Source organism: Microbacterium sp. EYE_78 (assembly GCF_023149035.1).
GTDB lineage: Bacteria > Actinomycetota > Actinomycetes > Actinomycetales > Microbacteriaceae > Microbacterium.
In genome coordinates this window covers 1,244,770-1,270,171 of the sequence record NZ_JAHXMY010000001.1, presented here as the reverse complement: position 1 = coordinate 1,270,171, position 25,402 = coordinate 1,244,770, and the positions used below count along the sequence as shown (strand labels likewise).

The 25,402-nt window shown below is 70.9% G+C and carries 28 protein-coding genes and 1 riboswitch; of the genes, 12 read left to right on the top strand and 16 right to left on the bottom strand.

Features of this window, described 5'->3' with window-relative positions:
- The first annotated feature begins 6 nt into the window (after positions 1-6).
- Genes KZX17_RS06060 through KZX17_RS06050 form a run of 3 tightly spaced genes read left to right on the top strand, consistent with a single transcriptional unit; the run spans position 7 to position 2,857 of the window.
- Positions 7-1,050, top strand: coding sequence for an ABC transporter substrate-binding protein (locus KZX17_RS06060; protein WP_248170112.1), 1,044 nt, complete (start codon positions 7-9; stop codon positions 1,048-1,050).
- Positions 1,023-2,099 carry an iron ABC transporter permease gene (locus KZX17_RS06055; protein WP_248170113.1) on the top strand — a complete coding sequence of 359 codons (1,077 nt, stop codon included), beginning with the start codon at positions 1,023-1,025 and terminating at the stop codon, positions 2,097-2,099. Before KZX17_RS06060 ends, KZX17_RS06055 begins: the two co-directional genes overlap by 28 nt.
- Positions 2,096-2,857: an ABC transporter ATP-binding protein gene (locus tag KZX17_RS06050; protein ID WP_248170114.1), complete on the top strand. Its 762-nt coding sequence runs from the start codon at positions 2,096-2,098 to the stop codon at positions 2,855-2,857. Before KZX17_RS06055 ends, KZX17_RS06050 begins: the two co-directional genes overlap by 4 nt.
- Before the next feature lie 58 nt (positions 2,858-2,915).
- Here KZX17_RS06050 and rlmN read toward each other — a convergent pair whose 3' ends face one another.
- The gene (gene rlmN, locus KZX17_RS06045; protein ID WP_248171645.1) at positions 2,916-4,139 is read right to left on the bottom strand and encodes a 23S rRNA (adenine(2503)-C(2))-methyltransferase RlmN; all 1,224 of its coding nucleotides are present in this window, start codon (positions 4,137-4,139) and stop codon (positions 2,916-2,918) included.
- A 91-nt stretch (positions 4,140-4,230) separates the two neighbouring features.
- Between rlmN and KZX17_RS06040 the strand changes: the two genes are divergently transcribed.
- The 3 genes from KZX17_RS06040 to KZX17_RS06030 all read left to right on the top strand — a co-directional run bounded on the left by KZX17_RS06040 (position 4,231) and on the right by KZX17_RS06030 (position 8,712).
- Entirely contained in the window at positions 4,231-5,115 is an 885-nt protein-coding gene (locus tag KZX17_RS06040; RefSeq protein WP_248170115.1) for a PRD domain-containing protein, read from the top strand.
- 221 nt (positions 5,116-5,336) lie between these two features.
- Positions 5,337-7,196, top strand: coding sequence for a beta-glucoside-specific PTS transporter subunit IIABC (locus tag KZX17_RS06035; protein ID WP_248170116.1), 1,860 nt, complete (start codon positions 5,337-5,339; stop codon positions 7,194-7,196).
- A 97-nt stretch (positions 7,197-7,293) separates the two neighbouring features.
- Positions 7,294-8,712 carry a glycoside hydrolase family 1 protein gene (locus KZX17_RS06030; protein WP_248170117.1) on the top strand — a complete coding sequence of 473 codons (1,419 nt, stop codon included), beginning with the start codon at positions 7,294-7,296 and terminating at the stop codon, positions 8,710-8,712.
- A 1-nt stretch (position 8,713) separates the two neighbouring features.
- Here the strand turns inward: KZX17_RS06030 and mmuM are convergent, their stop codons facing one another.
- On the bottom strand, positions 8,714-9,637 hold the full coding sequence (mmuM, locus tag KZX17_RS06025; RefSeq protein WP_248170118.1) for a homocysteine S-methyltransferase: 924 nt from the start codon (positions 9,635-9,637) through the stop codon (positions 8,714-8,716).
- Between the two features lie 56 nt (positions 9,638-9,693).
- On the opposite strand from mmuM, the gene KZX17_RS06020 reads away from it, so the two are divergent.
- A complete protein-coding gene (locus KZX17_RS06020) occupies positions 9,694-10,161 on the top strand; it encodes a GNAT family N-acetyltransferase (protein ID WP_248170119.1) in 468 nt (155 codons plus the stop codon).
- A 46-nt stretch (positions 10,162-10,207) separates the two neighbouring features.
- The gene (locus KZX17_RS06015) at positions 10,208-11,056 is read left to right on the top strand and encodes a Cof-type HAD-IIB family hydrolase (protein ID WP_248170120.1); all 849 of its coding nucleotides are present in this window, start codon (positions 10,208-10,210) and stop codon (positions 11,054-11,056) included.
- Between the two features lie 125 nt (positions 11,057-11,181).
- Here KZX17_RS06015 and KZX17_RS06010 read toward each other — a convergent pair whose 3' ends face one another.
- The 4 genes from KZX17_RS06010 to KZX17_RS05995 form a co-directional block, all read right to left on the bottom strand.
- A complete protein-coding gene (locus KZX17_RS06010; RefSeq protein ID WP_248170121.1) occupies positions 11,182-11,562 on the bottom strand; it encodes a glyoxalase/bleomycin resistance/extradiol dioxygenase family protein in 381 nt (126 codons plus the stop codon).
- 152 nt (positions 11,563-11,714) lie between these two features.
- A complete protein-coding gene (locus KZX17_RS06005; protein WP_248170122.1) occupies positions 11,715-12,545 on the bottom strand; it encodes an NAD(P)-dependent oxidoreductase in 831 nt (276 codons plus the stop codon).
- Positions 12,546-12,583: 38 nt separating this feature from the next.
- Positions 12,584-13,354, bottom strand: coding sequence for an enoyl-CoA hydratase/isomerase family protein (locus tag KZX17_RS06000; RefSeq protein WP_248170123.1), 771 nt, complete (start codon positions 13,352-13,354; stop codon positions 12,584-12,586).
- 11 nt (positions 13,355-13,365) lie between these two features.
- Complete coding sequence (locus KZX17_RS05995; protein WP_248170124.1) at positions 13,366-14,127, bottom strand: SDR family NAD(P)-dependent oxidoreductase; 762 nt, start codon at positions 14,125-14,127, stop codon at positions 13,366-13,368.
- A gap of 189 nt (positions 14,128-14,316) precedes the next feature.
- Between KZX17_RS05995 and KZX17_RS05990 the strand changes: the two genes are divergently transcribed.
- The 3 genes from KZX17_RS05990 to KZX17_RS05980 are packed head-to-tail and all read left to right on the top strand — an operon-like array spanning position 14,317 to position 15,967.
- Entirely contained in the window at positions 14,317-15,042 is a 726-nt protein-coding gene (locus KZX17_RS05990) for an aminoglycoside 3'-phosphotransferase (protein WP_248170125.1), read from the top strand.
- 7 nt (positions 15,043-15,049) lie between these two features.
- On the top strand, positions 15,050-15,454 hold the full coding sequence (locus KZX17_RS05985; RefSeq protein ID WP_308194479.1) for an MmcQ/YjbR family DNA-binding protein: 405 nt from the start codon (positions 15,050-15,052) through the stop codon (positions 15,452-15,454).
- 9 nt (positions 15,455-15,463) lie between these two features.
- Entirely contained in the window at positions 15,464-15,967 is a 504-nt protein-coding gene (locus KZX17_RS05980; protein ID WP_248170126.1) for a GNAT family N-acetyltransferase, read from the top strand.
- A gap of 139 nt (positions 15,968-16,106) precedes the next feature.
- On the opposite strand, the gene KZX17_RS05975 is transcribed toward KZX17_RS05980, so the two are convergent.
- From KZX17_RS05975 to KZX17_RS05965, 3 genes are all read right to left on the bottom strand, one after another.
- Positions 16,107-16,895 carry an energy-coupling factor transporter transmembrane component T gene (locus KZX17_RS05975; RefSeq protein ID WP_248170127.1) on the bottom strand — a complete coding sequence of 263 codons (789 nt, stop codon included), beginning with the start codon at positions 16,893-16,895 and terminating at the stop codon, positions 16,107-16,109.
- Complete coding sequence (locus KZX17_RS05970; RefSeq protein ID WP_248170128.1) at positions 16,892-18,346, bottom strand: ABC transporter ATP-binding protein; 1,455 nt, start codon at positions 18,344-18,346, stop codon at positions 16,892-16,894. The genes KZX17_RS05975 and KZX17_RS05970 overlap by 4 nt, the downstream gene beginning before the upstream one ends.
- Positions 18,347-18,349: 3 nt before the next feature.
- Positions 18,350-18,988, bottom strand: a complete 639-nt coding sequence (locus KZX17_RS05965; protein ID WP_248170129.1) for an ECF transporter S component — start codon at positions 18,986-18,988, stop codon at positions 18,350-18,352.
- Positions 18,982-19,091: riboswitch (TPP riboswitch) on the bottom strand. It overlaps the preceding gene by 7 nt.
- 38 nt (positions 19,092-19,129) lie before the next feature.
- Between KZX17_RS05965 and KZX17_RS05960 the strand changes: the two genes are divergently transcribed.
- On the top strand, positions 19,130-20,641 hold the full coding sequence (locus KZX17_RS05960; protein ID WP_248170130.1) for a hypothetical protein: 1,512 nt from the start codon (positions 19,130-19,132) through the stop codon (positions 20,639-20,641).
- Between the two features lie 21 nt (positions 20,642-20,662).
- Here the strand turns inward: KZX17_RS05960 and KZX17_RS05955 are convergent, their stop codons facing one another.
- The 7 genes from KZX17_RS05955 to KZX17_RS05925 form a co-directional block, all read right to left on the bottom strand.
- Positions 20,663-21,589, bottom strand: a complete 927-nt coding sequence (locus tag KZX17_RS05955; protein ID WP_248170131.1) for a nuclease-related domain-containing protein — start codon at positions 21,587-21,589, stop codon at positions 20,663-20,665.
- Between the two features lies 1 nt (position 21,590).
- Entirely contained in the window at positions 21,591-22,652 is a 1,062-nt protein-coding gene (locus KZX17_RS05950; protein WP_248170132.1) for an enoyl-CoA hydratase/isomerase family protein, read from the bottom strand.
- Between the two features lie 47 nt (positions 22,653-22,699).
- Positions 22,700-23,176 (bottom strand): hypothetical protein, encoded by a 477-nt coding sequence (locus KZX17_RS05945; RefSeq protein ID WP_248170133.1) that lies wholly within the window; start codon positions 23,174-23,176, stop codon positions 22,700-22,702.
- A gap of 69 nt (positions 23,177-23,245) precedes the next feature.
- A complete protein-coding gene (locus KZX17_RS05940; protein WP_248170134.1) occupies positions 23,246-24,073 on the bottom strand; it encodes a uroporphyrinogen-III synthase in 828 nt (275 codons plus the stop codon).
- Positions 24,074-24,277: 204 nt separating this feature from the next.
- The gene (locus tag KZX17_RS05935) at positions 24,278-24,544 is read right to left on the bottom strand and encodes a hypothetical protein (RefSeq protein ID WP_248170135.1); all 267 of its coding nucleotides are present in this window, start codon (positions 24,542-24,544) and stop codon (positions 24,278-24,280) included.
- Positions 24,534-24,944 (bottom strand): phage holin family protein, encoded by a 411-nt coding sequence (locus tag KZX17_RS05930; RefSeq protein WP_248170136.1) that lies wholly within the window; start codon positions 24,942-24,944, stop codon positions 24,534-24,536. Before KZX17_RS05930 ends, KZX17_RS05935 begins: the two co-directional genes overlap by 11 nt.
- On the bottom strand, positions 24,941-25,348 hold the full coding sequence (locus KZX17_RS05925) for a hypothetical protein (protein ID WP_248170137.1): 408 nt from the start codon (positions 25,346-25,348) through the stop codon (positions 24,941-24,943). Before KZX17_RS05925 ends, KZX17_RS05930 begins: the two co-directional genes overlap by 4 nt.
- Positions 25,349-25,402 lie beyond the last annotated feature (54 nt).

Here is a 25,402-nt window from a genome sequence, read left to right as displayed (position 1 = left end):
CCATCGATGCACTTCCCCCGCCGTTTCGTCCTGCTGGCCACCTTGAGCGCCGCGGCCCTCGCTCTGTCCGGGTGCGGCGCCTCGGAAGTCGTGACGCAGAAAGCCGTCGCATCCGGTGAGGAATCGACGAGCTACCCGCTCACGATCGAAAACTGCGGGCGCACGGTCGAGGTCGACGAGGCCCCGCAGCGGGTGGTCTCGCTCGATCAGAACTCGACCGAGATCCTGCTGTCCCTCGGCCTCGCCGACCGCATCGTCGGCACCGCGTCGTGGACGGACCCCGTGCTCCCCTCGCTCGCCCAGTCGAACGAGAAGGTCCCCCGTCTGGCCGACAACGCCCCGACCTACGAGGTCGTACTCGGCGCCGACCCCGACTTCGCGACCGCCTCGTTCGGGCGCCACTACGCCGAGGGCGGAGTCGTCACACGCGATCGCCTCGACGAGACCGGGATCGGGTCCTACCTCTCCCCCACCGACTGCTCCGACGATCGGAGTGTCAACGGCGGCGGCACGCGGACCACACCGCTCACGATCGACGACCTGTACCAGGAGATCCGCGAGCTGTCCCAGATCTTCGACGTCCCCTCCCGAGGTGACGCGCTCATCGCGTCGCTGAAGGAGCGCGCCGCAGCGGCCGTGGGGGGTGTCGATTTCGGCGGGGAGAAGGTCCTCTTCTGGTTCGCCGACACCCGCACTCCGTACGTCGCCGGCGGACGCGGCGCCCCGGCGATCCTCGCACGTGAGACCGGCATGGTCGGGGCCTTCCCCGATCAGACGGATGACTGGCCCGCCACCTCGTGGGAGGCGATCGTCGAGGCCGACCCCGACGTCATCGTCCTCGGCGACCTGCAGCGGGACCGCTTCCCCGGCGACCGGCTCGACGACAAGATCGCCTTCCTCGAAAGCGACCCCGTCACGCGCTCGCTCGATGCAGTGACGAACAAGCGCTTCATCGCGTTGCACGGCGCCGAGATGAACCCGTCGATCCGCTTCGTCGACGGTCTCGAGAAGATCCGCACCTGGTGGGACGAGAACGAGGCGGGGCGCTGACCGCCACCGCGGCGCTGCCCCGGCGCCGGGCCCGCCGCATCCCGCTCGCCGTCGTCGCCGTCGCACTGTCGGTGGGTCTCATCGTCCTGACGGTCGCCGTCGCACTGACACTGGGGCCGGCGAACGTGTCGCTCGTGAATGTCCGCGACGTGGTGACGAACCATCTCGGCCTGACCGACATCCCCGTGCGCGTCGCCGCCGACGCGATCGTCTGGCAGGAGCGTCTGCCGCGGGCGCTCGTCGCCGCGGCGTGCGGCGCCGGTCTCGGGCTCTGCGGCGTCATCCTGCAGTCGCTCCTACGAAACCCCCTCGCCGATCCGTTCGTCCTCGGCGTCTCGTCCGGAGCCTCGACCGGCGCGGTCCTGTTCGGCGTCTTCGGGATCGGCGGCGGCGCCCTCACTCTCTCGGGCGGCGCGTTCCTCGGCGCGCTCGTCGCGTTCGGGCTCGTCCTGGTCATCTCGCGCTTCACCGGTGGGGGCACCGCGTCGTTCATCCTGGCCGGTATCGCTGCGACGCAGTTCTTCTCCGCGCTCACCTCGCTCGCCGTGTTCGCGTTCGCGGATTCCGACGAAACGCGCGGCGTGATGTTCTGGCTCCTCGGCTCGCTCGAAGGCGTCCGGTGGGACGACGTCATCCTCTGCGCCGCTGTCGTCCTGGTCGGCGCGGTCGTCGCCTTCGCGTCGGTGCGCCCGCTCGACGCGTTCGCATTCGGCGATGAGGTCGCGGCATCCCTCGGCATCCACGTCGCACGGACCCGGATCCTGCTGCTCGTCCTGACCGCCCTGATCGCCGCGGCCCTCGTCAGCGTCGCCGGCGCGATCGGATTCGTCGGACTCGTCCTTCCCCACGCCGCGCGGCTGCTGGTCGGCTCGCGTCACGCCCGGGTGATCCCCGTGACGATCGGGCTCGGCATGATCTTCATGATCGCGGTGGATGCCGTCTCCCGGGTCGCGTTCGCACCGGTGCCGCTCCCCGTGGGCGTCGGCACCGCGCTGATCGGGGTGCCGGTCTTCGTCGCCCTTCTCGTCCGACGTCGGAGGCGTGCATGAGTCTCACCGCAGAGCACGTCTCGTGGCGCCGCGGCGGCACGCTCGTGGTCGACGACGTCTCGCTCGCGCCGACGCCGGGGTCCGTCGTCGGCCTCCTCGGCCCCAACGGGTCAGGCAAATCGTCGCTTCTGCGCCTCTTGCAGGGCATCGCGAAGCCCGACGAGGGACGCGTCCTGCTCGACGGCTCCGACATCCGACACCGTGGACGTCGCGAGGTGGCGCGGAGCGTCGCCGCCGTGACCCAGCACGCGACGACGGAGGTCGACCTGACCGTCCGCGACGTCGTGCGCCTCGGCCGCACGCCCCACGCCTCGCTCTGGGGCCCGGACCGGGTCCGCGACGACGAGATCGTCGACGCCGCCCTCGCGCAGGCGGGGCTGACGACGAAGGCCGACGATCGGTGGCACACACTCTCGGGCGGCGAGCAGCAGCGTGCGCAGATCGCCCGCGCCCTCGCGCAGGAACCGCGGGAGCTGCTCCTCGACGAGCCGACGAACCACCTCGACATCCGGCATCAGCTCGAGCTGCTGAGCCTCGTGCGCAGCCTGCCCGTCACTGTCGTCGTCGCCCTGCACGATCTGAACCTCGCCGCGATGTTCTGCGACGAGGTGCTCGTCATGGCCGCCGGCCGCGCCGTCACGGCCGGCCCGCCCGCCGAGGTCCTCACGGACGGCCTCATCGAGGAGGTCTACGGCGTCCGCTGCCGCGTCACCGTCGACGGAGGGCGTCCAACGATCGCCTTCGCACCGCCCGAGTGAGGCGGATCACACCGGTCTGTTCGCAATCGATCAGACGGACCGCTGGCCTGCCCCCGGGTCAGACCGACGCGGCAGCGACCTGATCGTCCTCGGTCGCGACGAGCTGCCCGCAGGCGCCGTCGATCTCCTTCCCGCGGGTGTCGCGGAGGGTCGTCGGGATGCCGGCGTCGTTGAGGCGTCGCACGAACTCGTTCTGCACGTCGACATCGGACGAGGTCCAGATCGAGCCGGGAGTCGGGTTGAGCGGGATCGGGTTCACATGCACCCAGCCGCGGCCTCGGGAGTTGAGCTTCTCGGCGAGGAGATCGGCGCGCCAGGCGTGGTCGTTCATGTCCTTGATGAGGGCGTACTCGATCGAGACGCGGCGGCCGGTCTTCTCGAAGTACTCGCGCGCGGCGTCGAGCGCTTCGTCGACCTTCCACCGGGAATTCACCGGGATGAGCTCGTCGCGCAGGTGATCGTCGGGCGCGTGGAGGGACAGCGCGAAGGTCACCGGGATGTCCTCGGCACTCAGCTTGCGGATGGCGGGCACCAGGCCGACGGTCGAGACGGTGATGCCGCGGGCGCTCATGCCGAGACCGTGCTTCTTGTCGACCATCGTGCGGACGGCCTGCATGACGCGGGCGTAGTTCGCGAGCGGCTCGCCCATCCCCATGAAGACGATGTTCGTGACGCGCTCGTCCTTGTGTCCGACCTTGCGGGGGTCGCCGAGGCCGCCCTCGGCGATGAGGCGGTTGGCGCGGACGACCTGGTCGACGATCTCGGCCGCCGACATGTTGCGGGTGAGCCCTGCCTGCCCGGTGGCGCAGAACGGGCAGTTCATGCCGCAGCCGGCCTGGCTCGACACGCACAGCGTGATGCGGCCGGTGTAGCGCATGAGCACCGACTCCACGAGGGCGCCGTCGTGCAGACGCCACAGGAATTTGATCGTGTCGCCGCCGTCGGTCTCGAGCCGCCGCACTTCGGTCATGAGGTTCGGTAGGAGCCCGCCGACGAGCTCCTCGCGGTTCCCCGCCGGCAGGTCGGTCATGTGCGAGGGGTCCGACGTGTAGTGCTGGAAGTAGTGCTTCTCGAGCTGGCCGGCGCGGAAGCCCGGCATCCCGAGCTCCTTCAGCTTCTCGACGCGCGCATCGTGATCGAGGTCGGCGAGGTGCACCGGCGGCTTGCCGCGCTTGGGGCTCGCGAACTGCAGGAGCGGGCGGCCCTCGGCATCCTTCGCCTGCGTCCACCCCTCGGTCGCGGGCCGCACCTGCTTGGGCGTCGTCGTACGCACGGCGGACATGCCCTCAGGGCGCGCGGAAGTGGACTCGGTCATGGTCCCCAGGGTACCGGCGGGGGCTGGGCGGATGCCGGGCGGCTCTAGACTCGTCGCCATGACGGAAGGGGCTCCGCAGCGGCGCGGGACGGTCGTGCACAAGGTGCTCAACAACAACGTCGTCATCTCGCTCGACGAGCAGGGCCGCGAACGCGTCCTCATGGGCCGTGGCCTCGGGTTCCAGCTGAAGCCCACCGACTCACTCGACCCGGCCAAGGTCGAGAAGACGTTCATCCTCCAGACGGGCGAGGACGGCGAACGCGAACGGCGGATGCTGACCGACACCCCCTACGCGATCGTCGAGGCAGTCTCGCGCGCCGTCGACCAGGCCGAGCGCAGCCTCGGCCACCACCTCGGGCGACGGCTCACGATGGCCGTCATCGACCACGTCCAGTTCGTGCTCGAGCGGCTCGAGCAGGGCATCCGGATCCCCACGGCGAACATGCCCGAATTGCGCGTCCTCCATCCCGCCGAGTTCGCCGCCGCGAAGGCCATGGCGGAGTCGATCTCGACCGCCCTGGCCACCGATCTGCCCGCGGAGGAGGCCGTCTTCCTGACGATGCACCTGCTGAACGCGACCCGCGACGAGCCCAACGGGACCGCCGCACTGCTGTTCCGCCGGGTGCAGCACGTCGTCATGACGGTCGAGAACGGTCTCGGCGTGAAGCTCGACGTCGAGAGCCCCGACTACGCCCGGTTCGTCCTGCACGTGCAGTTCCTGCTGCAGCGGCTCGTGTCGCGCTCGATGCTCCGGAGCGCCGACAGCTCGTTCTTCGAGTTCGCCAAGCACAGCTACCCGCGCTCGTTCGCGATCGCGCAGGAGGTCAAGGCGTACGTCCGCGCGGCCACGGAGTCCGAGCTCACCGACGAGGAGCTGCTGTACGTCATCGTGCACGTCGAGCGCCTGGCGTCGCAGGTCGCACCGCCGCCTCCGGAGCGATGACACTGGCGCTCGTATGCGCATGCATGCTAACGTGACCGATCGCAGGCCGATGCAGACCTGCGAACGCGACGGATTGTTACTGCGGCAGCAGGCAAAACCTGAACTCACATCGCTCGACGAGCGATGAACGAGTTCAGGTTTTTTTGTTGCCCGGAAACAGGGCACGGCGCGTTCCCACCCGAGATGTGCCGCATCGATGCGGCAAGGAAGAGCGTGTCCCGATGGACTACTCGAAGACCGCGGCCGGCGTCCTGAAGGGCGTCGGCGGAGAAGAGAACGTCAGTTCGCTCGTGCACTGCGCGACGCGCCTGCGCTTCGTCCTCAAGGACGAGTCGAAGGCCGACAGCGCCGCGGTGAAGGCGACCCCGGGCGTCGTGACGGTCGCCCAGGCCGGCGGCCAGTACCAGGTCGTCATCGGCAACGACGTGCCCGACGTCTTCGCCGAGATCGGCAAGATCTCGAAGCTCGGCGCGGCCTCCGCCGACGGCGCCGCGAGCGACGCTCCGAAGGGCAACCTCTTCAACCGCTTCATCTCGATGATCTCGGCGATCTTCACGCCGGTCCTGTGGGCGCTCGCCGGCACGGGTCTGCTGAAGGCGTTCCTCGCTGCAGCCGTCACCTTCGGCTGGATCGCGACCGACACGTCGACGTACGCGGTCCTCAACGCCCTGTCCGACGCGTTCATCAACTTCCTGCCGATCGCCCTGTCGATCACAGCGGCCCGCTACTTCAAGGCGAACGAGTGGACCTCGCTCGCCATCGCCGGCGCCCTCGTCTACCCGACGGTGGCGGGCCTCGTCGGCCAGCCGGGACTCACCTTCTTCGGCATCCCCTTCACGATGGTCAGCTACGTCTCGAGCGTCATCCCGATCATCGTCATCGTCTGGCTGCAGAGCCACGCCGAGAAGTTCCTCTACCGCGTCCTGCCCGGTGCCGTGAAGCGCTTCATGACCCCGATGATCGTCGTGCTGATCGCCGTTCCGCTCGTCTTCGTCGTGATCGGCCCGATCTCGGACCTCCTCGGCGGTGGGCTCGGCCGCGGCATCGGCTGGGTCTTCGAGAACGCGTCCTGGGCCGGCGGCGCCATCATGGGCGGCCTGTGGCAGGTGTTCGTGATCTTCGGCCTGCACTGGGGCCTCGTGCCGCTGTTCACCCTGGAATTCCAGACCACGGGCCAGATCTCGCTCGTGGGCCCGGTCTTCGCCGCCGTCCTCGCGCAGGCCGCCGCCGTGGCTGGCGTCTGGGTGCGCGCGCGCAACAAGAACCTCAAGTCGCTCGCGGCTCCGGCCACCCTCTCGGGCTTCCTCGCCGGCATCACAGAGCCCGCGATCTACGGCATCAACCTGCCCCTGAAGCGCCCTTTCGCCTTCGGCATCGTCGGCGGCGCCATCGGCGGCGCGATCATCGGTCTCGGCGGCGTGTTCGCGAAGGCCTTCGTGGTCCCCTCGGGTCTCGCCCTTCCGGCGCTCCTCGGCAACGGGAACATGGTCATGCTCGCCCTCGGCCTCGCGGTCGCGATCATCGTCCCGTTCCTGCTCACGGTGATCATCGGCTTCGTCGAGCCCGCCGAGGATGCCGCGCCCACCCCGGCGACCGCTGAGAACGACCTCGTCGTCCTGAGCCCGATCGACGGCACCGTCCTGCCGCTCTCCGAGACCCCGGATGCCGCGTTCGCCGAGGGCGCGCTCGGCGACGGCGTCGCGATTCTCCCCCGCAGCGGAGCCCTGTACGCCCCGTTCGACGCGACGATCGCCGCCGCGTTCCCGACCGGTCACGCGCTGGGACTGCGCCACGCGGACGGCGCCGAGGTGCTCATCCACATCGGCATCGACACCGTGAAGCTCGGTGGGCAGCACTTCGACGTCAAGGTCACCACCGGCCAGCAGGTGAAGGCGGGCGACCTGCTCGTCGAGTTCGACGGCGACGCGATCGAGCGGGCGGGCTACGACCTGACCACGCCGATCGTCGTCACCAACGGCGAGCTCTACCCGGCGATCACCGACCGCGCCTCGGGTCCCATCGGTCACGGCGACCCGCTGTTCACGGCGGTCTCGGTCGAGTCCGCGGCCGTCACGGCCTGACCCGATCCGGATGCCGGGTGCCGCCGCACCCGAAGCGGCGGCACCCGGCATCCCCTCGTCCCCCTGGAACACACACGACACGACACGAAAGCGACTCATGAGCACCATCTCGTTCCCCGACGGCTTCCTCTGGGGCGGCGCGACCGCCGCGAACCAGCTCGAGGGCGCGTACCTCGAAGACGGCAAGGGCCTGTCGATCCAGGACGTGATGCCGCAGGGCATCATGACCCCGCGGAGCGCCGGCCCGACCGACGACAACCTGAAGCAGGTCGGCATCGACTTCTACCACCGCTACGCCGAGGACATCGCCCTCTTCGCCGAGATGGGCTTCAAGACCTTCCGGTTCTCGATCGCGTGGAGCCGCATCTTCCCGAAGGGCGATGAGACCGAGCCCAACGAAGCCGGCCTCGCCTTCTACGACCGCGTCCTCGACGAGCTCGAGCGCCACGGCATCGAGCCGCTCGTCACGATCTCGCACTACGAGACCCCGCTGCACCTCGCCGAGACCTACGACGGCTGGGTCAACCGCGACATGATCGGGTTCTACGAGCGCTACGTGCGGACGCTCTTCTCGCGCTATGGCGCGCGTGTGAAGTACTGGCTGACCTTCAACGAGATCAACTCGATCGTGCACGCGCCGTTCATGTCGGGCGGGATCAACACCCCGAAGGACGAGCTGTCGCCCACGGACCTGTACCAGGCGATCCACCACGAGCTCGTGGCATCGGCGCTCGCGACCAAGGTGGCCCGCGAGCTCGCACCGAACGCGCAGATCGGCTGCATGGTGCTGTCGATGCCGGTCTACCCGCTGACGCCGAACCCCGACGACGTGTTCGCAGCACTCACCACCGAGCGCGTGAACCTCGCCTTCGGCGACATCCACGTGCGCGGCGAGTACCCCGGCTACTACCTGCGGAGCCTGCGCGAGCAGGGTGTCGAGCTGCAGATCACCGACGAGGACCGCGCGCTCCTCAAGGAGAACACCGTCGACTTCGTGTCGTTCAGCTACTACTCCTCGATCTGCGAGACGACCGACGAGTCGAAGCGCGTCTTGGGCGAGGGCAACCTCTTCGGCGGCGTCAAGAACCCGACGCTGAAGGAGTCGGAATGGGGCTGGCAGATCGACCCCGTGGGCCTCCGCCTCGTGCTCAACCAGTTCTGGGACCGCTGGCAGAAGCCGCTGTTCATCGTCGAGAACGGCCTGGGCGCGAAGGACCAGCTCGTCGAGGTCGACGGTGTGCAGACCGTGGTCGACGACTACCGCATCGCCTACCTGCAGGCCCACCTCGAGGCGGTCGGTGAAGCGATCGCCGACGGCGTGGACCTCATGGGCTACACGACCTGGGGCTGCATCGACCTCGTCTCGGCGTCGACCGCCCAGCTCAGCAAGCGGTACGGCTTCATCTACGTCGACCGGAACGACGACGGCAGCGGCTCGCTCGATCGTTTCAAGAAGAAGTCGTTCGACTGGTACGCCGAGGTCATCCGCACCAACGGCGCGTCGCTCTCGCGCTGATTCAACCTCCGATGCGGTCGTGGTTCGCCACGGCCGCATCGCTGTTCCCGCGACCAGCGAGCCGGGCGGCGAGCGCCGCGATGTCGGCGGGCGTCGTGCGGCAGCACCCACCGATGAGGCGGGCACCGGCATCCACCCAGTCGTCGACAGCCGTGAAGGCGGACCCGGGTTCGCCGCGCCAGGTCCGGGATGCCGCATCCCACCGCTCTCCGCTGTTCGGGTAGACGACGGCGGCGACCCCGGCCGGCACGTGCGAGAGAACGGCGGGGATGAGCTCGGGTGGGCAGCAGTTCGCCCCGACCGCGACGACCTCCGCCCCGGAGGCGGCGATGGCGAGGGCCGACGCGATCCCCGCGGGATCGAACGCCGTGCTCGCGGCGGATAGGGCGATCCAGGCGGGCACGCCAACGCCGTCGAGCGCCGCGACGACGGCCTCGACCTCGGCGGGCGACGCGATCGTCTCGATGGCGAGCAGGTCGGGCGCGGCGTCTGCCAGCACCCGGATGCGGCGCCAGTGCCAGCGGGTGAGTTCGGCGACGGTCAGCCCGTAGTCGCCGATGTACTCGCTGCCGTCGGCGCGCACCGCTCCGAAGGGACCGACGGATGCCGCGACCCGGGCCCGGCCGCCCGCCGCCTCGCGGGCGAGACGGACCGAGCGCGCGAGCAGCCCGTCCACGGCCGCCGCGTCGTACCCCGCCGCGCCGAGGTTGTCATAGCCGATCTGGTAGGAGGCGGTCGTCACCACCTGGGCACCGGCGGCGACGAACTCGGCGTGCACCTCCCGGATGTCGCCGGGCGCGTCGATGAGCACGCCCGCCGACCACAGGGCCCCCGCGAGGTCGTGCCCGCGGGTCTCGAGCATCGTTCCGAGTCCGCCGTCGAGGAGGAGCGGCCGATCGGCGATCGCGGTGCGCAGGTCGGGCATGCGGTCACTCTAGGCGCCCGGCAGCCGCCCGCCGGGCGCCGATTACGCTGGATGATGTGACTCACCCCAGCATCCGTCCCATCTCCGTCGACGATGCGGGCGAGGTGCTCACCCTGCAGCGGGCGGCCTTCGTGCAGGAGGCGCTGATCTACGACGCGGTCGACATGCCGCCGCTCACCCAGACGCTCGACGAGGTCCGGGCAGAGCTCGAGGACAACCTCGGCTGCGTCGCCCTCGACGGCGCGCGCATCGTGGGGTGCGTCCGCGCGCGCGTCGACGGCGACCTGCTGCTCATCGGGCGCATCGCGATCGCCCCCGACCAGCAAGGCTCCGGGCTCGGCACCTCGCTGCTGTCCGCCGTCGAGGCGCGAGGGAGGGATGCCGGGGCGACGACCGCCGAGCTGTTCACCGGCTCGCTCAGCGAGGCGAACCTGCGCCTGTACGAACGCGAGGGATACGAGGAGAGCGAGCGGGTCCCGGGCGACGACGGCACCGAGCAGGTCTTTCTGCGCAAGCAGCTCTGACCGCCGCTCGCACCGGGCGTTCATCCGCGTCCGGGAGAATGGTCCTATGACGCGCATCGCCTTTCTCGACGTGGACGGAACCATCCTGGAGCACGGGACGGCCATCGCCGACTCGACCATCACCGCCATCCGGACGGCACGCGAGAACGGGCACCTCGTCTATCTCTGCACCGGGCGCGCCGCGGGCGACATCCACCCCAAGGTCCGCGAGATCGGCTACGACGGTGCGATCACCAACGGCGGCGCGTACGCCGTCCGCGGCGACGATCTGCTGTTCGCCGACCCGATGCCCCGCGAGGACACCGACAGGCTCATCGCCTACTTCGAGTCGGAGGACATCGACTACTTCCTGCAGTCCGACCAGGCGGTCTACGCGAGCGAGGGTGTCGGTGCGATGCTCGACGAGTACTTCGCCGAGCGCCGCAAGCGTCACCTTGAGGACGCCCGCCGCCTCGGGCAGACCGACGTCGTCGAGCCGAAGCCGATCGTCACCTACCGTCCCGTCGCCGAGGCCGACCTCGACGCGATCGCGAAGACCACGTTCATCAGCAAGCGCTCCGACAGCGTCGACAAAGCCCAGACCGACCTCGGCGATCGCTTCCACGTCATCCCCGGCAGCATCCCGCTGCCCGGCGGCTCCAACGGCGAGATCGGTCTGCGCGGCACGACCAAGGGGTCGGCGATCGTGCGGGTGCTCGACATCCTCGGGCTCGACGCCGCCGACGCGGTCGGCATCGGCGACAGCTGGAACGACGCCGAGATGTTCGACGTCGTCGGCTCGCCCGTCGCCATGGGCAACGCCGACCCCGCGCTCAAAGAGCGCGCCGGCAACGTCACCACCGACGTGCTCGACGACGGGGTATGGAACGCGTTCGTGAAGCTCGGCCTGGTCTGATCCCCGCGCCGCGCCGCGTGCGCCCGCCGCGCGTGCGCGGATGCAATGGACCGCGCGCGACACCCCGGCATCCGTTCGGGATCCGCGGCGTGTCGGCGCAGATCCGTTGCATCCGCGACCGCCGGTCAGTGGGGCGGCGCGGCGAGGTTCACGAGGTTGCCGTCGGGTTCGCGCACCTGCGCGACCCGTTCACCCCAGGGCATGTCTGTCGGTGCGCGCTCCTCCGATGCCTCGGCGCGGAGGGCGGCTGCGAACGCGGCATCCACATCATCGACGTAGAACCACAGTGCGATGCGGTCGTGCGGGACCTCGGGTGCCGCGTCGGGATCCGAGCCGACGCCGAGCGCGCCGGCAGCCCCGAAGCGGAGGCTCACATAGGCGTCGCCCTCCCCTTCCGGCGAAGGGAACCGGTAGTCGATCGTCGCCCCGAGGACCTGCTCGTAGAACGAGACGATGCGCGGCAGGTCGCGCGTCGCGAGGATCGGGAACAGGGAGGTCACCGTCATGGCCGGGACGATACGCCGAGGCGGTCGGGCCCGGTAGCACCCCGGCCTGCCGTACGCGGATGCAATGGACCGCGCGCGACACCCCGGCATCCGCTCGGGATCCGCGGCGTGTCGGCCCGGATCCGTTGCATCCGCGACCGCCGGTCAACCGGTCAGTCGAGGAAGATGTCGGGGAACAGCTCGGTGTCGGGCGTTCCCGGGGTCGCGGCGTAGCGCGAGAAGTCGGTCACACCGGCATCCCGCAGGACGTCCTCGACGATGAGGGTCTGGCCCGTGTATTCGCGGGCCGGCTTGCAGAGCACCTCGTAGGCGGCGTCGGCGTAGACCTCGGGGGTGCGGCTGACCTTCATCATGCGGTCGCCGCCGAGGGCGAACTGCACGGCGGCCGTCGCGATCGTCGTCTGCGGCCAGAGGGTGTTGGCGGCGACGCCGTCCTTCGCGAACTCCGCGGCCATGCCGAGGGTCGCCATCGTCATGCCGTACTTCGCGAGGGTGTAACCGGTGTGGGCGCCGAGCCACTTGGGCGACAGGTTGAGGGGCGGCGACAGCGAGAGGATGTGGGGGTTCTCGGCATCCTTGAGCATCGGCAGCGCCGCCCGCGACAGCATGAACGTCCCGCGCACGTTGACGTCCTGCATGAGGTCGTAGGTCTTCGCCGCGAGATCGAGCGAGCCCGACAGGTCGATGACCGACGCGTTGTTGACGACGACGTCGATGCCGCCGAACTCGCCCTGCGTCTTCAGCACGGCCTCGGTGATGGCGCCGTCGTCGCGGACGTCACCGACGATGGGGAGCGCCTGCCCCCCGGCCGCACGGATCTGCTCGGCCGCCGAATGCACGGTGCCCTCGAGCTTGGGATGCGGGGTGTCGGTCTTGGCGAGCAGGGCGACGTTCGCGCCGTCGCGGGCGGCGCGAAGCGCGATCGCGAGGCCGATGCCGCGGCTGCCGCCCGACATGAGGATGGTCTTTCCGGCGAGGGTCATGGGTTCTCCAGCGGGATGATGGCGTCGGCTGCGGGAGGTCAGCTGCGACGGGAACGGGATGCCGCGGCGAACGCGGCGACGCGGGTCTTCGAGCCCTCGGTGTCGAACGCGGCACCGATCGTGCGCGCCTCATCGTCGAGGTTGTCGGCGAACGGCCGGTGGGCGCCGGTGCGCACGAGTCGCTTCGCCTGGCCGAACGCATCGGTCGCGCCGTCGAGCCAGGCTCGCGCGATCTGTTCGGCGCGGTCGCCCGGCTGATCGACGACCTCGGCCACCAGCCCCCAGTCGAGCGCGGTGGCGGCATCGATCGTGGTGTCGGTGAGCAGCAGCTGCAGCGCGCGGCGCTGTCCGATCGCGGCCGGCAGCAGGGTCGAGACGCCGAGGTCGGGCGTCAGCCCGATGTTCGCGTACTTGCTGACGAAGACGGCCCGCGGCGCAGCGACGACGTAGTCGGCCGTCAGCATCAGGCCGAGTCCCCCACCGGCCACCGCCCCCTGCACCGAGGCGACCATCGGGATGGAGGACTCGACGAACGTCCGGATGCCGTCGTGGATCACACCGGCCATCTCGGTGATCGTGCCACCGCTGCCGCCCGAGGTCGCCATCTGCACGACGTCGCCGCCGGCGCAGAAAGCCGGGCCCGCGGCATCCAGCACGATCGCACCCACGGTGTCGTCGGCCGTCAGCTCGTGCGCGAGGTCGCGCCAGCGGGTGCCCATCTCGAAGTCCATGGCATTGAGGGATGCCGGACGGTTGAAGGTCAGCCGCGCGAGGGCGCCGTCGCGCTGCAGCAGGATCGTGTCGCTCATCGGGTCTCCGCTCACTTCGGTGCCATGCGGATCGATCCGTCCAGACGGATCGTCTCACCGTTGAGGTAACCGTTCTCGACGATGTGTTCCACAAGCGCTGCATACTCATCCGGCCTGCCGAGCCGAGCCGGGTACGGCACCTGCTGGCCGAGGGACTCCTGCGCGGCCGCGGGGAGACCGGCGAGCATCGGGGTCTCCATGATCCCGGGTGCGATCGTGCAGACGCGGATGCCGGAGCGCGCCAGCTCCCGCGCGATCGGCAGGGTCATCGCGTGCACGCCGCCCTTGCTCGCGGCGTACGCCGGCTGGCCGATCTGCCCATCGAAGGCGGCGACCGACGCCGTGTTCACGATGATGCCGCGGTCTCCGGATGCCGTGGGCTCCGTCGCAGCCATGGCCGCCGCCGTGTGCGCGACGACGGTGTAGGTGCCGATGAGGTTGATGCGGACGATCCGTTCGAAGTCGGCGACCGGGTTGGGCGACCCGTCGCGGGCGAGCACCTTCGCGGGCGGGGCGATGCCGGCGCAGTTCACCGCGACGCGCAGGGGGGCGACGGCGGATGCCGCGGCCACGGCCGCCTCGACCTGCGCGGCGTCCGTCACATCCGCGGCGGCGAAGGTGCCGCCGAGCTCTGCCGCGATGTCGGCGCCGGCGGACGACGGCAGGTCGACGATGACGACATGGGCGCCCTGCGCGGACAGGCGGCGAGCGGTCGCGAGCCCGAGGCCGCTCGCGCCCCCGGTGACGAGGGCGGATGCTCCGACGATGTCCATGCGCTCTCCTTCGAACGGTATCGGGTCCCGCCTCGCGTGCGACTGGGTGCCACGGTCAGGGGATGCCTCCAGGGTAGCCGCCCGACGCCCCGGGCACGACACGGCGACGGATGCCGGGGCTTGCGCGTCGGGCGACGATCGGTGCGCCGGGGTGTCGCCCCGCTGCATCCGACGAGAGGATGGGAGGCGATGTCGATCCCGCTCCCCGACGCCCCCGTCCCGCCCATCATCCGGCGTCTCGCCCGCGGAGCCGACCTGCGCCCGGTGTGGACCAACAAGCTGGGCGGGACGACGTTCGCGACCGACGACGACCGGTACATCAAGATCGGGCCCGTCCATCTCGAGACCTCGATGGCCGACGAGGCCGAGCGGATGGCCTGGGCGGCGCCGTACATCCGCGTCCCGACCGTCGTCGAGCAGGGGGACGACGGCGAGACCGAGTGGCTCGTCACCCGCGCGATCACGGGACGGTCGGCGGTGCATCCCGACTGGGTCGCGCGGCCCGCGCTCGCGGTGCGCGCCGTCGGCGAAGGACTGCGGGCGATGCACGAGTCGCTGCCGGTGGCATCCTGCCCCTTCGACTGGACCGTTCCGTCGCGCATCGCGAACGCGGCCGAACGGGGCGTCGTCGTGCCCGAGCGGTTGCGCGTCGCGCCGGAGATCGACGAGCTCGTCGTCTGCCACGGCGACGCGTGCGTGCCGAACACGCTCGTCGGCGACGACGGCCGGTGGAGCGGGCACGTCGACCTCGGCCAGCTCGGCCTCGGCGACCGCTGGGGCGACATCGCCATCGCGGCGATGAGCACCGGGTGGAACTACGGCCCGGGGTGGGACGGACTGCTGCTCGAGGCGTACGGCGTCGAGCCGGACGAGGAGCGGCTGGCCTATTACCGCGACCTCTGGAACGCGACATGATGGGGCGGTGGCCGAGCACCCGCTGATGTTCCGCGACGACGATCCGCTGCTGGCGATCGTCCGCCGCCACGCCCTCGCGCTGCCCGGCGCGCAGGAGAAGATCAGCCACGGGCGGCCGGCGTTCTTCACCACCAGGGTCTTCGCGTACTTCGGCGGCTCCGTGAGACGCGGGCCGGGCGAGTTCGATCGGCATGACGCCGGCGTCATGGTGATGCCGGATCCGGACGACGAGCCCGCGCTGCGACAGGACCCCCGCTTCTGGACGCCCGCCTACCTCGGACCGTACGGGTGGCTCGGGATCGACCTCGTCGACACGGACGAGACCGAGCTCGCCGAGCTGCTCGATGCGTCCTTCCGACGGACCGCGACGCGACGACTCGTGCGTCGCCTCGAGGAGGACGGCCGGACGTAGGCTCGTCCGGTGAGCGAACGGACGAGCACCGGGTCCCGGATCATCGACGTCGCGTGGGACGACGCCCGTGCGGCATCCCTGCGCGACGAGTTGGATGCCGACCTCGGCGCCCGCTACGACGGCTTCCACGGCGACGAGCCCGCCGAGCGCCGCGCCGCCCGGTCCCGCGCACTCGCGATGCACCCGGACGAGGTCGTCGCGACGCTGATCGCGGTGGATGAGGGCGACCGCCCGACAGGGCACGTGATCCTCCGCCGGCTCGGCGAGGAATGGGAGATCAAGCGCCTGGTCGTCATCCCGTCGGCGCGGGGCCGCGGCATCGCCCGTTCGCTCGTGACGGCCGCGCTCGACCGGGCTCGCGCGGGCGGCGCCGACCGCGTCATCCTGCAGACCGGCATCCCGCAGCCGGAATCAATCGCGCTCTACGAGTCCATGGGGTTCGTCCGCATCCCGGTCTACGAGCCCTACGCCGAGACGATGCCGCGCTCGATCTGCTTCGCGTTCGTGTTCTGACACCCGTCCGGCCCGGTCGCGCGACGAACGCACGACCCGCGGTGCAGGAGTCGATTGCAGCGGCGCGCGACACGACATCCGCACCGGCGATCGTGCGGACGTCGCGTCGGATGCGGTCGCGCGGGTGAAGTCGCGGCGATCAGGATGGACCGAGGATGAAGTTCCACGTGCCGGCGAGCACCGCCGCAGCGACTGCCACGGCCGCGATTCCCGCCCCGATCCCCACGAGCACCCACTCCCGGATGCCGAACACCGACGTCCGCGCCCAGGTGCGCGGCCCCGGGGCGCCGAAGCCACGAGCCTCCATGGCGGTCGCGAGCTTCGAGCCCCGCCGGATCGACAGCACGAGGAGCGCGAAGGCCATTCCCGCGAATCGCGCGAGTCGCCCTCGATCGGCGACGCCACGGGCGCGGCGGGCGAGTTCGAGGGAGCGCCAGTCGTCGACGAAGAGGCCGATCATCCGCAGGCCCGCCAGGGCGCCGAGGACGAACCGAGCCGGCAGTCGCACGATCTGGGCGAGGCCGTCGGCGAGGTCCGTCGGATCGACGGTCACGAACAGCACGACCGAGGGCAGCGCGACGGCGAGGACCCGCAGCAGCGTCGCGACGGCGAGTTCGATGGAGCCGTCGCTGACCCCGATCAGCAGCCATTCCACGTAGATGCGGCCATCCGCCTCGCCGTAGAGCGCGATGGTCACGGCCGTCAACGGCGCGGCCAGCCAGACCGGCCAGGTGCGTAGCCAGAACTCGGTCCACCGGAGCCCCGCGAACGGGATGAGCAGGCACTCCAGGACCAGCGCGACTGCGGCGGACACCCAGTCCAGGGTGAAGATCAGCGGAATCGCGATGAGCCCGCTGGCCGCGAGCTTCGCGACCGGATTGATGCGAGCGACTGCGCCGGTTCTGGCGGTCCCGTCGAGGAGTGTCACGGTCGCCCCCGGAGTCGGAACTCGCGCGCGTGCAGCGCGCGGACGGCATCGAGATCGTGCGTCACGACGACGATCGCGGACCCGCCGTCGCGCAGCTCGGAGAGCAGCGCGACGAGACTCGCCCACGTCGTGGAATCCTGCCCGAAGGTCGGCTCATCCAGGATCAGCACCCGCGGCGCTGTCGCGAGCATCGAGGCGACTGTGAGTCGGCGCTGCTCTCCGCCCGACAGCGTGTACGGGTTGGCCGCGGCGAGGTGATCCAGCCGCATCCGGCGCAGGAGGTCGTTGACGATCCGATCCATCACCTCCGCCGGCATCCCGAGTGCCCTCGGCCCGACCTCGAGCTCGGCGCGCACCGTCCGCGAGAGGAACTGATGCTCAGGCTCCTGAAACACGGTGCCGATGCGGGTAAGCAGTTCTCGGGAGGACCAGTCGATCGGTCGCGCACCGATGCCGTTCGCGAGCGTGGGCTGCGCACGCAGCTCGCCGGATGCCGGGGGAAGGAGTCCGGCCAGGGTCAGGCCGAGCGTCGACTTCCCGGCCCCGTTCGGCCCGGTCACCGCGAGGATCTCTCCGGCACGCACGTCGAGGTCGATGCCGTCGGCGATCGGGTGGCCCGCGACCCGCTGCACCGCGAGGTCCCGCGCGGACAGGAGGAGCTCCCCCGGCGCGGACGCCGGGGCGCCCGGCTCGCGGGGCGGATGCCCCGGCACCCAGATGCCTGCCCGCGCCAGCTGCTCGCCGTGGACACCGAGGATCTCCGCGGGCCTGCCGTCGGCGATCACGCCAGGCGATCCGCCTCCGACGAGGACGACGACGCGGTCGACGACGGGCAGCCAGACGTCGACGCGATGCTCGACCACGACCAGGGTCGTGCCGTGCCCGTCGAGCAGCCGCGCGACGGCGTCGCGCACCTCGACGACACCGTCGGGGTCGAGGTTGGCTGTGGGCTCGTCGAGCAGGACGAGCCCGGGTTGCATCGCGACGACGCCGGCCAGCGCGAGGCGCTGCTTCTGCCCGCCCGACAGTTCCTTGGTGGGCCAGTGCCGCGGCACGTCCAGCCCGACGTCGACGAGCGCCGCATCGACTCTCGGCCAGATCTCGTCGCGCGGCACACCCAAGTTCTCGCAACCGAAGGCGACGTCATCACCCACACGGGCCAGGATCACCTGCGAGTCCGGATCCTGCAGCACGAGACCGGCGCGACCGCGACCTGCCGCAGCGGCGTCACCGTCGAGCAGGATCGTGCCCTCCGATTCCCCCTCGTCAGCGCCGCCGAGCACGCCGGCCAGGCCGTGGAGCAGCGTCGACTTGCCCGCACCGGACGCCCCGAGGAGCAGGACACGCTCGCCCGGCGCGATCGTCAAGTCCACTCCCCGCACGGCCCACGCGCGTCGTGACGCGTGGCGCCATCCCCAGGAGCGGACCTCGACCGCGGCGGGCTGCGTCATCCCTCAGACACGGTTGCGCGCATCGCGCCCGATCGCGAACCTGTCGAGGGCGCCGGTCGCGGCGAGTCCGCGTGCGAGGAACCAGGACAGCGCCCCCGCGATGACGGCACCGGAGAGGATCGTCGAGGCGAGGTAGACCGCCGTGAAGGCGGCGTCGGCCCCCGCGTACCAGAGGATCAGGTTGTTGATGCCACCGGCCAGTGCGGCGCCGGCTCCCGCCAGGACCGCCACCGGGAGGCTGAAGCGCCCGTAGAGGAACAGCAGGAGGACGAGCTCCGCGCCGAGCCCCTGCACCAGACCCGCCTCGATGGTGAGGAATCCGCCCCACGTGTTGCCGACGAGGGCGGAGACGACGGCGGCGAGGGTCTCGGTGTAGATCGCCGCGCCCGGCTTGCGGATGATGAGTGCGCCGAGCACACCGGCGAAGAGCCACGGCCCGTCGAGGAGTCCCTGGAGACCGGGCAGGAGCGGTTCGAGCAGCGTCTTCGGGCCCAGGTATCCGATGTTCCAGAGCAGGAAGATGAGTCCGGATGCCACGCCGAGCACACTGGCGACGACGATGTCGACGACGCGCCAGCGGAAGCGATTGCCGGGAGCGGACGTCCGCTCGGTCTGCGTGGACGGGGACGCGACAGCGTGCATTTCGTTCTCCTCCCTGCGCCGGCATGATCCGGATCAGGTTCGACGGTCGAAGCGTGGATCGCTTCCTCTCAGCCCGGCTCACCGGACTCCCGTGGGTGTGCGTCGAGTATAGCCACAGCGACGGCGCGCTACCGTGGGTCGGTGACCTTGGGAGACGCCCCTCTGACGCGCCGCGAGATGCGGGAGCGCACCGACAGCGACGGATCCGCGGAGTTCGGAACCGACGATGCCGTCACCTCGCGTCTCGGCGAGCCGTCGCCGCTGCCGGTCTCGGCGCTGACGGCGGTGGACCGCTCGGCGGCCGCCGGTCCGGCCCGCGAGGACGAGCCCCTGTCGACGACGGGACGCATCGCGCTCGGCTGGGTGGATGTCGACGGACTCACTGCCTCTGGCGCTACCCCCACGGCCTCGTTCGATCTCCTCCCCCCGCTGCGCCGCCGCCGACGTGTGCGCGGCCGCGTCGTGGCCGTCCCCGCACTCGCGGTCGTCGCCCTCGCGGTGGCGTACACCGCCGCCATGCTGCTGTGGCCGCTGTCGTCGGTCGAGCCGACGGTCACGGCGTCCGAGGACACCGCCCTGCGCGGCGCGGCATCGGCCCTCACGTGGCCCGGCGAGGGAGAAGCGGGGGTCGGCGTCGCCGGGTTCGCCACGGCTGCGTCGTCCGATGAGCCCGCGCAGATGGCGAGCACCACGAAGCTCGTCACGGCCCTGGTGCTCCTCGACCGCTCTCCCCTCGAGGTCGGCGACCCCGGCCCTTCGTACGACTTCGACTTCGCCGACCGCCAGGAGTACTGGACCTACGTCGCACAGAACCAGTCCGCGCTGAACGTCCCCGACGGCGGCTCGCTCACCGAGTATCAGATGCTGCAGGGCATGCTCATCGCCTCGGCGAGCAACTACGCCGACCGCCTGGCGACCGACGCGTTCGGCTCGATCGAGGAGTACACCGCCGCGGCGAATGCGTGGCTCGCCGACAACGGCATCGACGGGATGACGGTGGCGGATGCCTCCGGCTTCGACCGCGACAACGTCGCCACCCCCGCGGCCATGGTCACCCTCGCCGAGAAGGCGATCGCGAACCCCGTCATCGCCGAGATCGTCGCCACCGCGTCGGCGGAGCTCCCCGGGGCGGGCGAGTTCGAGAACACGAACGAACTGCTCGGCACCGACGGCGTCGACGGCCTCAAGACCGGCAGCTACCTCGGCTCGTACAACCTCGTCGCGACCCGTGGCGTCGAGGCGCAGGGCACCGAGCTCGAGCTGGTCGTCTCGGTCGCGGCGCAGCCGACCGATGACGACCGCGTCGCCGAGACGGCGCGTCTGCTCGACGCCGCGGCGGCCGAGCTCGCCCAGCCCTCGACCCTCCCCGCCGGCTCCGTGGTGGCGACCGTGACGACCGCGTGGGGAGCGGCGACGCCGGTCGTCACCGACGACGACGCATCCCTCATCCTGTGGAACGGCACGACGGCCGAGACCGAGCCGTCGGTCGATCTCGGCGATGACCGCGATGCGGGAGCGGATGCCGGTTCGCTCACCCTCACCGGTCCCGCAGGCAGCGTCGACGTGCCGGTCAGCCTGCAGGATGCCCTGCCCGGCCCCGACGCCTGGTGGCGGCTGACGCATCCGCTCCAGCTGCTCGGCGTCGCGGACTGACCCGCCCTGTCGCCGCCCCTCTCAGACGAAGCGGACGGTGTGCTGCAGACGGGTGCGCACGTCGAACAGTTCGTTGCCGCCGATCTCGCGCGCACCGCTGACCCCGCGGCGCAGCACGCCGGCGAGCGCGCTGCGGGCGACGACGACGACGGGGAGCCCCTTCACCTTGCCGAGCTCCTCGGCGACGACGGCGACATCGTCGTCGGGGAGGACCACGACCGCGGCGCTGAATTTCACCTTCGCCGCCCGGCCGAGCGCACGCGAGGCGAGCACGAGCTGCGCCACGGGGGCGCCCACGACGGCGTCGCCGATGAGCTCGCCTCGACGTGTACGGACCGGCGCGCCGAAGTCCTCCGAGAGCACGGCGTAGAGCCCGCTGGGGCTCAGCACGATGTGGTCGAGCTTGACGTCCGGGTCGCGCGGGTCGGCGGCCACGTCGTGCCAGATCGTGAACCCCATCCCCAGCTCCGACACGATGCGGGCGGTCGCCTCCTCGGCGAGGGCGTCGGCCAGCAGCCGCCGGATCTCGTGCGGGGCTCGACGCACGAGGGCCGGATCGTACGGGTCGGCCAGCTCCACGCCGCGACCGGCCCATTCGCGCATCAGGTCGAGGTACCGCTCGCGTCGCCAGCCGCCGGGCTGCCCGAACGAGCGCGCCTTCGGACGGGTGTCGGCGGGCCGGGTCGGCGGACGCCAGGCCGGCGCATCGGGGCTGTACGAGGCGGTCGCGCCGAAACCGTGACCGCGGTCGTAGGCCGCTCGCGCGTCGGCCGTGCCGACGAGCTCCCATGCGCGCTGCACCTGCACGAACTGCGCCGCGTCGCCGCCGGTGTCGGGGTGGGTCTGCCGCAGTCGCAGCCGGTAGGCGCGACGCAGCTCCTCGTCGTCGACGTCGGCGGCGACTCCGAGCACCTCGTAGGCGGAGTCGGAGAGAGGGCTGTCGAACACATCAGCTCCAGAGCGGGGCGGTCGGGGTGAAGGCGAGGGCTTCCTCCGCCAGATCCGGTGCAACGTCTGCGAGCGCGGCGGGATTCCACCGCGGCGATCGGTCCTTGTCGACGATCTGCGCACGGATCCCCTCGACGAGGTCGGGCTGCGTGCGCCCGAACCACTCCACGAGGCCGTACTCCTGCGCGAGGGCCGCCCGCAGCCCCGGCAGGCGGCGCGCCGATCGTACGGCGGCCAGGGTGACCGTCAGCGCCGTGGGCGGGAGCGTCTCGAGCAGGTCCGCCGTGGCCGCGGCATCCGTCTCCTCGCGCCGGCGCAGCCGCTGCAGCACCTCCGCGACCGTGTCGGCCGCGAACGCATCGTCGATCCACGGCTGCGCGGCTGCGAGCCGCGACGACCCGGCCGTGTCGTCGAAGAGCAGGGCGATCTCGGTCGGCGTCTGCGGGTCGGCCCGCGTGATGAGCGCGTGCCGCAGGTCGCCCAGCCGCTCGGACGGCACCAGGTGGTCGGCGAAGCCGGCGTGGATCGCATCCGCGGCATCCATCGAGTCGCCCGTCAGCGCGAGATACTCGCCGAGCCGACCCGGCGCGCGGGCGAGCAGCCAGGACCCGCCCACATCGGGGGTGAAGCCGATCCGCACCTCGGGCATCGCGAGGCGCGACCTCTCCGTGACGATGCGGACGGCCGCGTGCCCCGCCAGGCCGATGCCACCACCCATCGTGACGCCGTCGGCGAAGACCACGATCGGCTTCGAGTACTCGCCGATGCGTGCGTTCAGGGCGTACTCGTCCCGGAAGAAGGCCATCGCGGCATCCTCGTCGCCGGCGAGGATCTGCTCGCGGAGCGTGCGGACGTCGCCGCCGGCGCAGAAGCCCCGATCACCGGCGCCGTCGAGCAGGACGAGCGCCACGTCGGGGTCGCGCTCCCAGCGATCGAGCGCCTCGGCGATGCCGCGGATCATGTCGACGTCGACGGCGTTGATCGCGCGGGGGCGGTCGAGCGTGATGCGCCCCACACTCGATTCCGATCGGACGATGAGGTGGGATGCCGCGGGTTCGCTCACCCGCGCAACGTTACCGGGAGGCGCCTCTCGGCCCGCCGAGCGTCCTGTCAGGCCTGCGCGGGACGGGGCGCCCTGCGACGTCCGGGACGCCCGGTCGCCTCGGGCGATGCGGCGGGGACGACCGGGATCTCGGTGGTGGCGAGCTCGACGACGTCGACCGGTTCGCGGTCGTCGACGTCGAGCTGCAGGGCCTGGACCAGGGCCAGTCCGTGGCGGGTCGTCAGCACGAGCCGCTGGAATTCGGGATCGCCCTCGAGATCGATGACCACGGACGGCCGACTGCGGCGCACCAGCACGAAGTCATCGCCGCCCGCCGAGCGCCAGACGCCCATGGCGATGGTCCGCGGCACGACCGTGCCGGGGGTCGGGACGCCGCGCAGCCACGTCCACGGATCATCGACCAGCTGCACCTTGCGGATGTGCGCGCGATCGACTCGCACGTCGTCCTTCCGGAACGACAGGGCACGCTCGGTGAACGAGAGCGCGATCTCCAAGCGCGTCGAATCCAGCAGCAGCGTGACCATGGGATCAGTCTGCCAAATCGGACCGCCCGGCCCGATGCCGCCCCGGCAACGATCCGGTCTCGGCCATGGTCAGCCCTGCAGGCGGGGGATGGAGCCGGTCGGCGGTGCGAACTCGTCGATCGCGTGGGGCAACGGGAACTGCCCGACCGCGGCGATGAGGCCGTCGACCGTCTGCTCCTTCGCGATCACACTGACCCCGAGCCCCGCGCGGCGGGCGTCCTTGGCGGTGCGCGGACCGATCGCGGCGATGACGGTCTCGGCGGGGATGTCGGGGAACTGCTCGTGCACCTGCTCCGCCACCGAGCCGCTCGTGACGAGGATCGCGTTGATGCGCCCGGAACGGACGTCGCCCGCCACCTTCTCAGTGACCGGCACCCCCACGGTGCGGTACGCCACGACGCTGCGGACGTCGTGTCCAGCCTCGGCGAGCAGCCGCGTCAGCACCGGCTTGGCGAGCTCGCTGCGAAGCGTCAGCACCCGGGTCGGCTCGGGTTCGAGGGCGATGAGCTGCGCGGCCATGCCTGCCGCCGAGTTGTCGTCGTCGGGGACGAGGTCGACGCGGTAGCCCACCGCAGTGAGCGCGGCGGCCGTCGTCTCGCCGACGGCGGCGACGCGGGTGGACGCCGGGATCTCGGCGCGGTAGGCGTGCAGGACATCGACGGTCGTCGAACTCGTGAGGGTCACCCAGTCGAAGACGCCCTCAGCCAGCTCGCGGAGTGCGGACTCGAGGTCGGTCGGGTCCTCGGACGGAGCGAAGTTGATGAGCGGTGCGATGACGGGCGTCGCACCCTGCGCCCGGAGCGCTGCGGCGACACTGTCACCCCACGGACCTCCGCGCGGCACCAGCACACGCCAGCCCTTCAGGGGCTTCGGTGCTGCCGCAGCGGATGTGTTCATGGTTCGACTCTCGTGTAGGCGGTCGGCCACCCCGGAATGCGAGACGACCGACGTACAGACGAAAGCACGCGGCTACGTGCGTTTCGGGACCGCATCGCCGGCAGCATCCGCATCATCGCCGCTGCCTGTGGACGAGCATACCCCCGGCGTCGGACCCTCCGACGACGCGGCGACCGGAGAGGACGGGATGCCGGGGGTCGCCCGTCAGCGGGTGTACAGCCGGACGGCTCCCCAGACGATGAGGCCCACGGCGACCGCCACACCGACCGCGGCAGCGGCCGCTCCGGTGGGATTGCGGTCGGCGAAGCTGCGGGCCTCGACCTGGGCGCGACGTGTGGCGCGCGCGGCGCGCTTGGGGACGTTCGCCTTCTCTTCGATGGCGGCCAGCGCCGCCTTCAGCTCAGCGCGGGCGCGCTCGACCGGATCGCTGATCCCGAGGGGGACGGCGGTGCGGGGGACATCAGAACTCATCTGCCACGTCCTTCACGATCTGGGCGTCGGCCTTGATGGCCTTCGCGGGGTTCTCGCGGTTCTTCATCCGCTTGACGCGGAGCATCCCCAGCAGGGCGAAGATCACGACGAGCAGCAGTCCGAGGACGACGAGGATCAACGCGGCGAGCCAGGGAGCCATCCATGACGACAGCCCGATGACCGTGAATGCCCCGATCGCCGGCAGCGTCCAGAAGAGCACGAACAGTGCCAGGACGAACCAGAGGCCGACGACGCCGGCATCCTTCCCCGTGCGCGTCGCCCACTTCTTCGCGGCGTCGATTTCCGCCGTGATGAGGTTCTTGACGAGCTCGGGGAGCTCGCCGACGAGGGTGAGCAGGCTCGCCTCGCGGCGATCCCGGAAACCGCGGGGTGTGCTCATGATGCGGTCGAGGACTTCTTGCCGGTCGCACCGCCGGTGGTGGCGCGGCCGTTCGACGACGACTTCTTGGCCGACGCGGCGTCGGCGGTCGTCTCAGCGGCGTCCTTCACGTCCTCCGCGGCGTCCTTCGACGCGTCGAGGGCGGCGTCGAGCTTCTCACCGGCCGTGCCCTTCGTGGTCGCTGCGCGCGTGACCTTGACGGCGCCGTCCCACAGGACGCTCGGCACGGCGAAGGCGGCGGACTTGCCGAGCTCGGTGACCTTCGCGACCTGTTTCTGGACGGCAGGCTGGTTGTACACGCGCAGGTAGGCGTCCTTGATCTGCTCGTAGCGCTGACGGCCCGCGCGGGCGCCCAGCACGTAGCCCGCGGTCAGTCCGACGACGATTCCGATCTTGCCCTTCATGGCGATTCCTCACGTTCGAAGCGATGTGGTGCCGAGGCCCCAGCGTATCGGCGC

Bases quoted from the DNA above. Each gene is read 5' to 3' on its own strand.
- KZX17_RS06060 (WP_248170112.1), top strand. From the start codon at position 7: ATGCACTTCCCCCGCCGTTTCGTCCTGCTGGCCACCTTGAGCGCCGCG.
- KZX17_RS06050 (WP_248170114.1), top strand. From the start codon at position 2,096: ATGAGTCTCACCGCAGAGCACGTCTCGTGGCGCCGCGGCGGCACGCTC.
- rlmN (WP_248171645.1), bottom strand. From the start codon at position 4,139: ATGTCCGCCGTGCGTACGACGACGCCCAAGCAGGTGCGGCCCGCGACC.
- KZX17_RS06040 (WP_248170115.1), top strand. From the start codon at position 4,231: ATGACGGAAGGGGCTCCGCAGCGGCGCGGGACGGTCGTGCACAAGGTG.
- KZX17_RS06035 (WP_248170116.1), top strand. From the start codon at position 5,337: ATGGACTACTCGAAGACCGCGGCCGGCGTCCTGAAGGGCGTCGGCGGA.
- KZX17_RS06030 (WP_248170117.1), top strand. From the start codon at position 7,294: ATGAGCACCATCTCGTTCCCCGACGGCTTCCTCTGGGGCGGCGCGACC.
- mmuM (WP_248170118.1), bottom strand. From the start codon at position 9,637: ATGCCCGACCTGCGCACCGCGATCGCCGATCGGCCGCTCCTCCTCGAC.
- KZX17_RS06015 (WP_248170120.1), top strand. From the start codon at position 10,208: ATGACGCGCATCGCCTTTCTCGACGTGGACGGAACCATCCTGGAGCAC.
- KZX17_RS06010 (WP_248170121.1), bottom strand. From the start codon at position 11,562: ATGACGGTGACCTCCCTGTTCCCGATCCTCGCGACGCGCGACCTGCCG.
- KZX17_RS06005 (WP_248170122.1), bottom strand. From the start codon at position 12,545: ATGACCCTCGCCGGAAAGACCATCCTCATGTCGGGCGGCAGCCGCGGC.
- KZX17_RS06000 (WP_248170123.1), bottom strand. From the start codon at position 13,354: ATGAGCGACACGATCCTGCTGCAGCGCGACGGCGCCCTCGCGCGGCTG.
- KZX17_RS05995 (WP_248170124.1), bottom strand. From the start codon at position 14,127: ATGGACATCGTCGGAGCATCCGCCCTCGTCACCGGGGGCGCGAGCGGC.
- KZX17_RS05990 (WP_248170125.1), top strand. From the start codon at position 14,317: ATGTCGATCCCGCTCCCCGACGCCCCCGTCCCGCCCATCATCCGGCGT.
- KZX17_RS05970 (WP_248170128.1), bottom strand. From the start codon at position 18,346: ATGACGCAGCCCGCCGCGGTCGAGGTCCGCTCCTGGGGATGGCGCCAC.
- KZX17_RS05965 (WP_248170129.1), bottom strand. From the start codon at position 18,988: ATGCACGCTGTCGCGTCCCCGTCCACGCAGACCGAGCGGACGTCCGCT.
- KZX17_RS05945 (WP_248170133.1), bottom strand. From the start codon at position 23,176: ATGGTCACGCTGCTGCTGGATTCGACGCGCTTGGAGATCGCGCTCTCG.
- KZX17_RS05940 (WP_248170134.1), bottom strand. From the start codon at position 24,073: ATGAACACATCCGCTGCGGCAGCACCGAAGCCCCTGAAGGGCTGGCGT.
- KZX17_RS05935 (WP_248170135.1), bottom strand. From the start codon at position 24,544: ATGAGTTCTGATGTCCCCCGCACCGCCGTCCCCCTCGGGATCAGCGAT.
- KZX17_RS05930 (WP_248170136.1), bottom strand. From the start codon at position 24,944: ATGAGCACACCCCGCGGTTTCCGGGATCGCCGCGAGGCGAGCCTGCTC.
- KZX17_RS05925 (WP_248170137.1), bottom strand. From the start codon at position 25,348: ATGAAGGGCAAGATCGGAATCGTCGTCGGACTGACCGCGGGCTACGTG.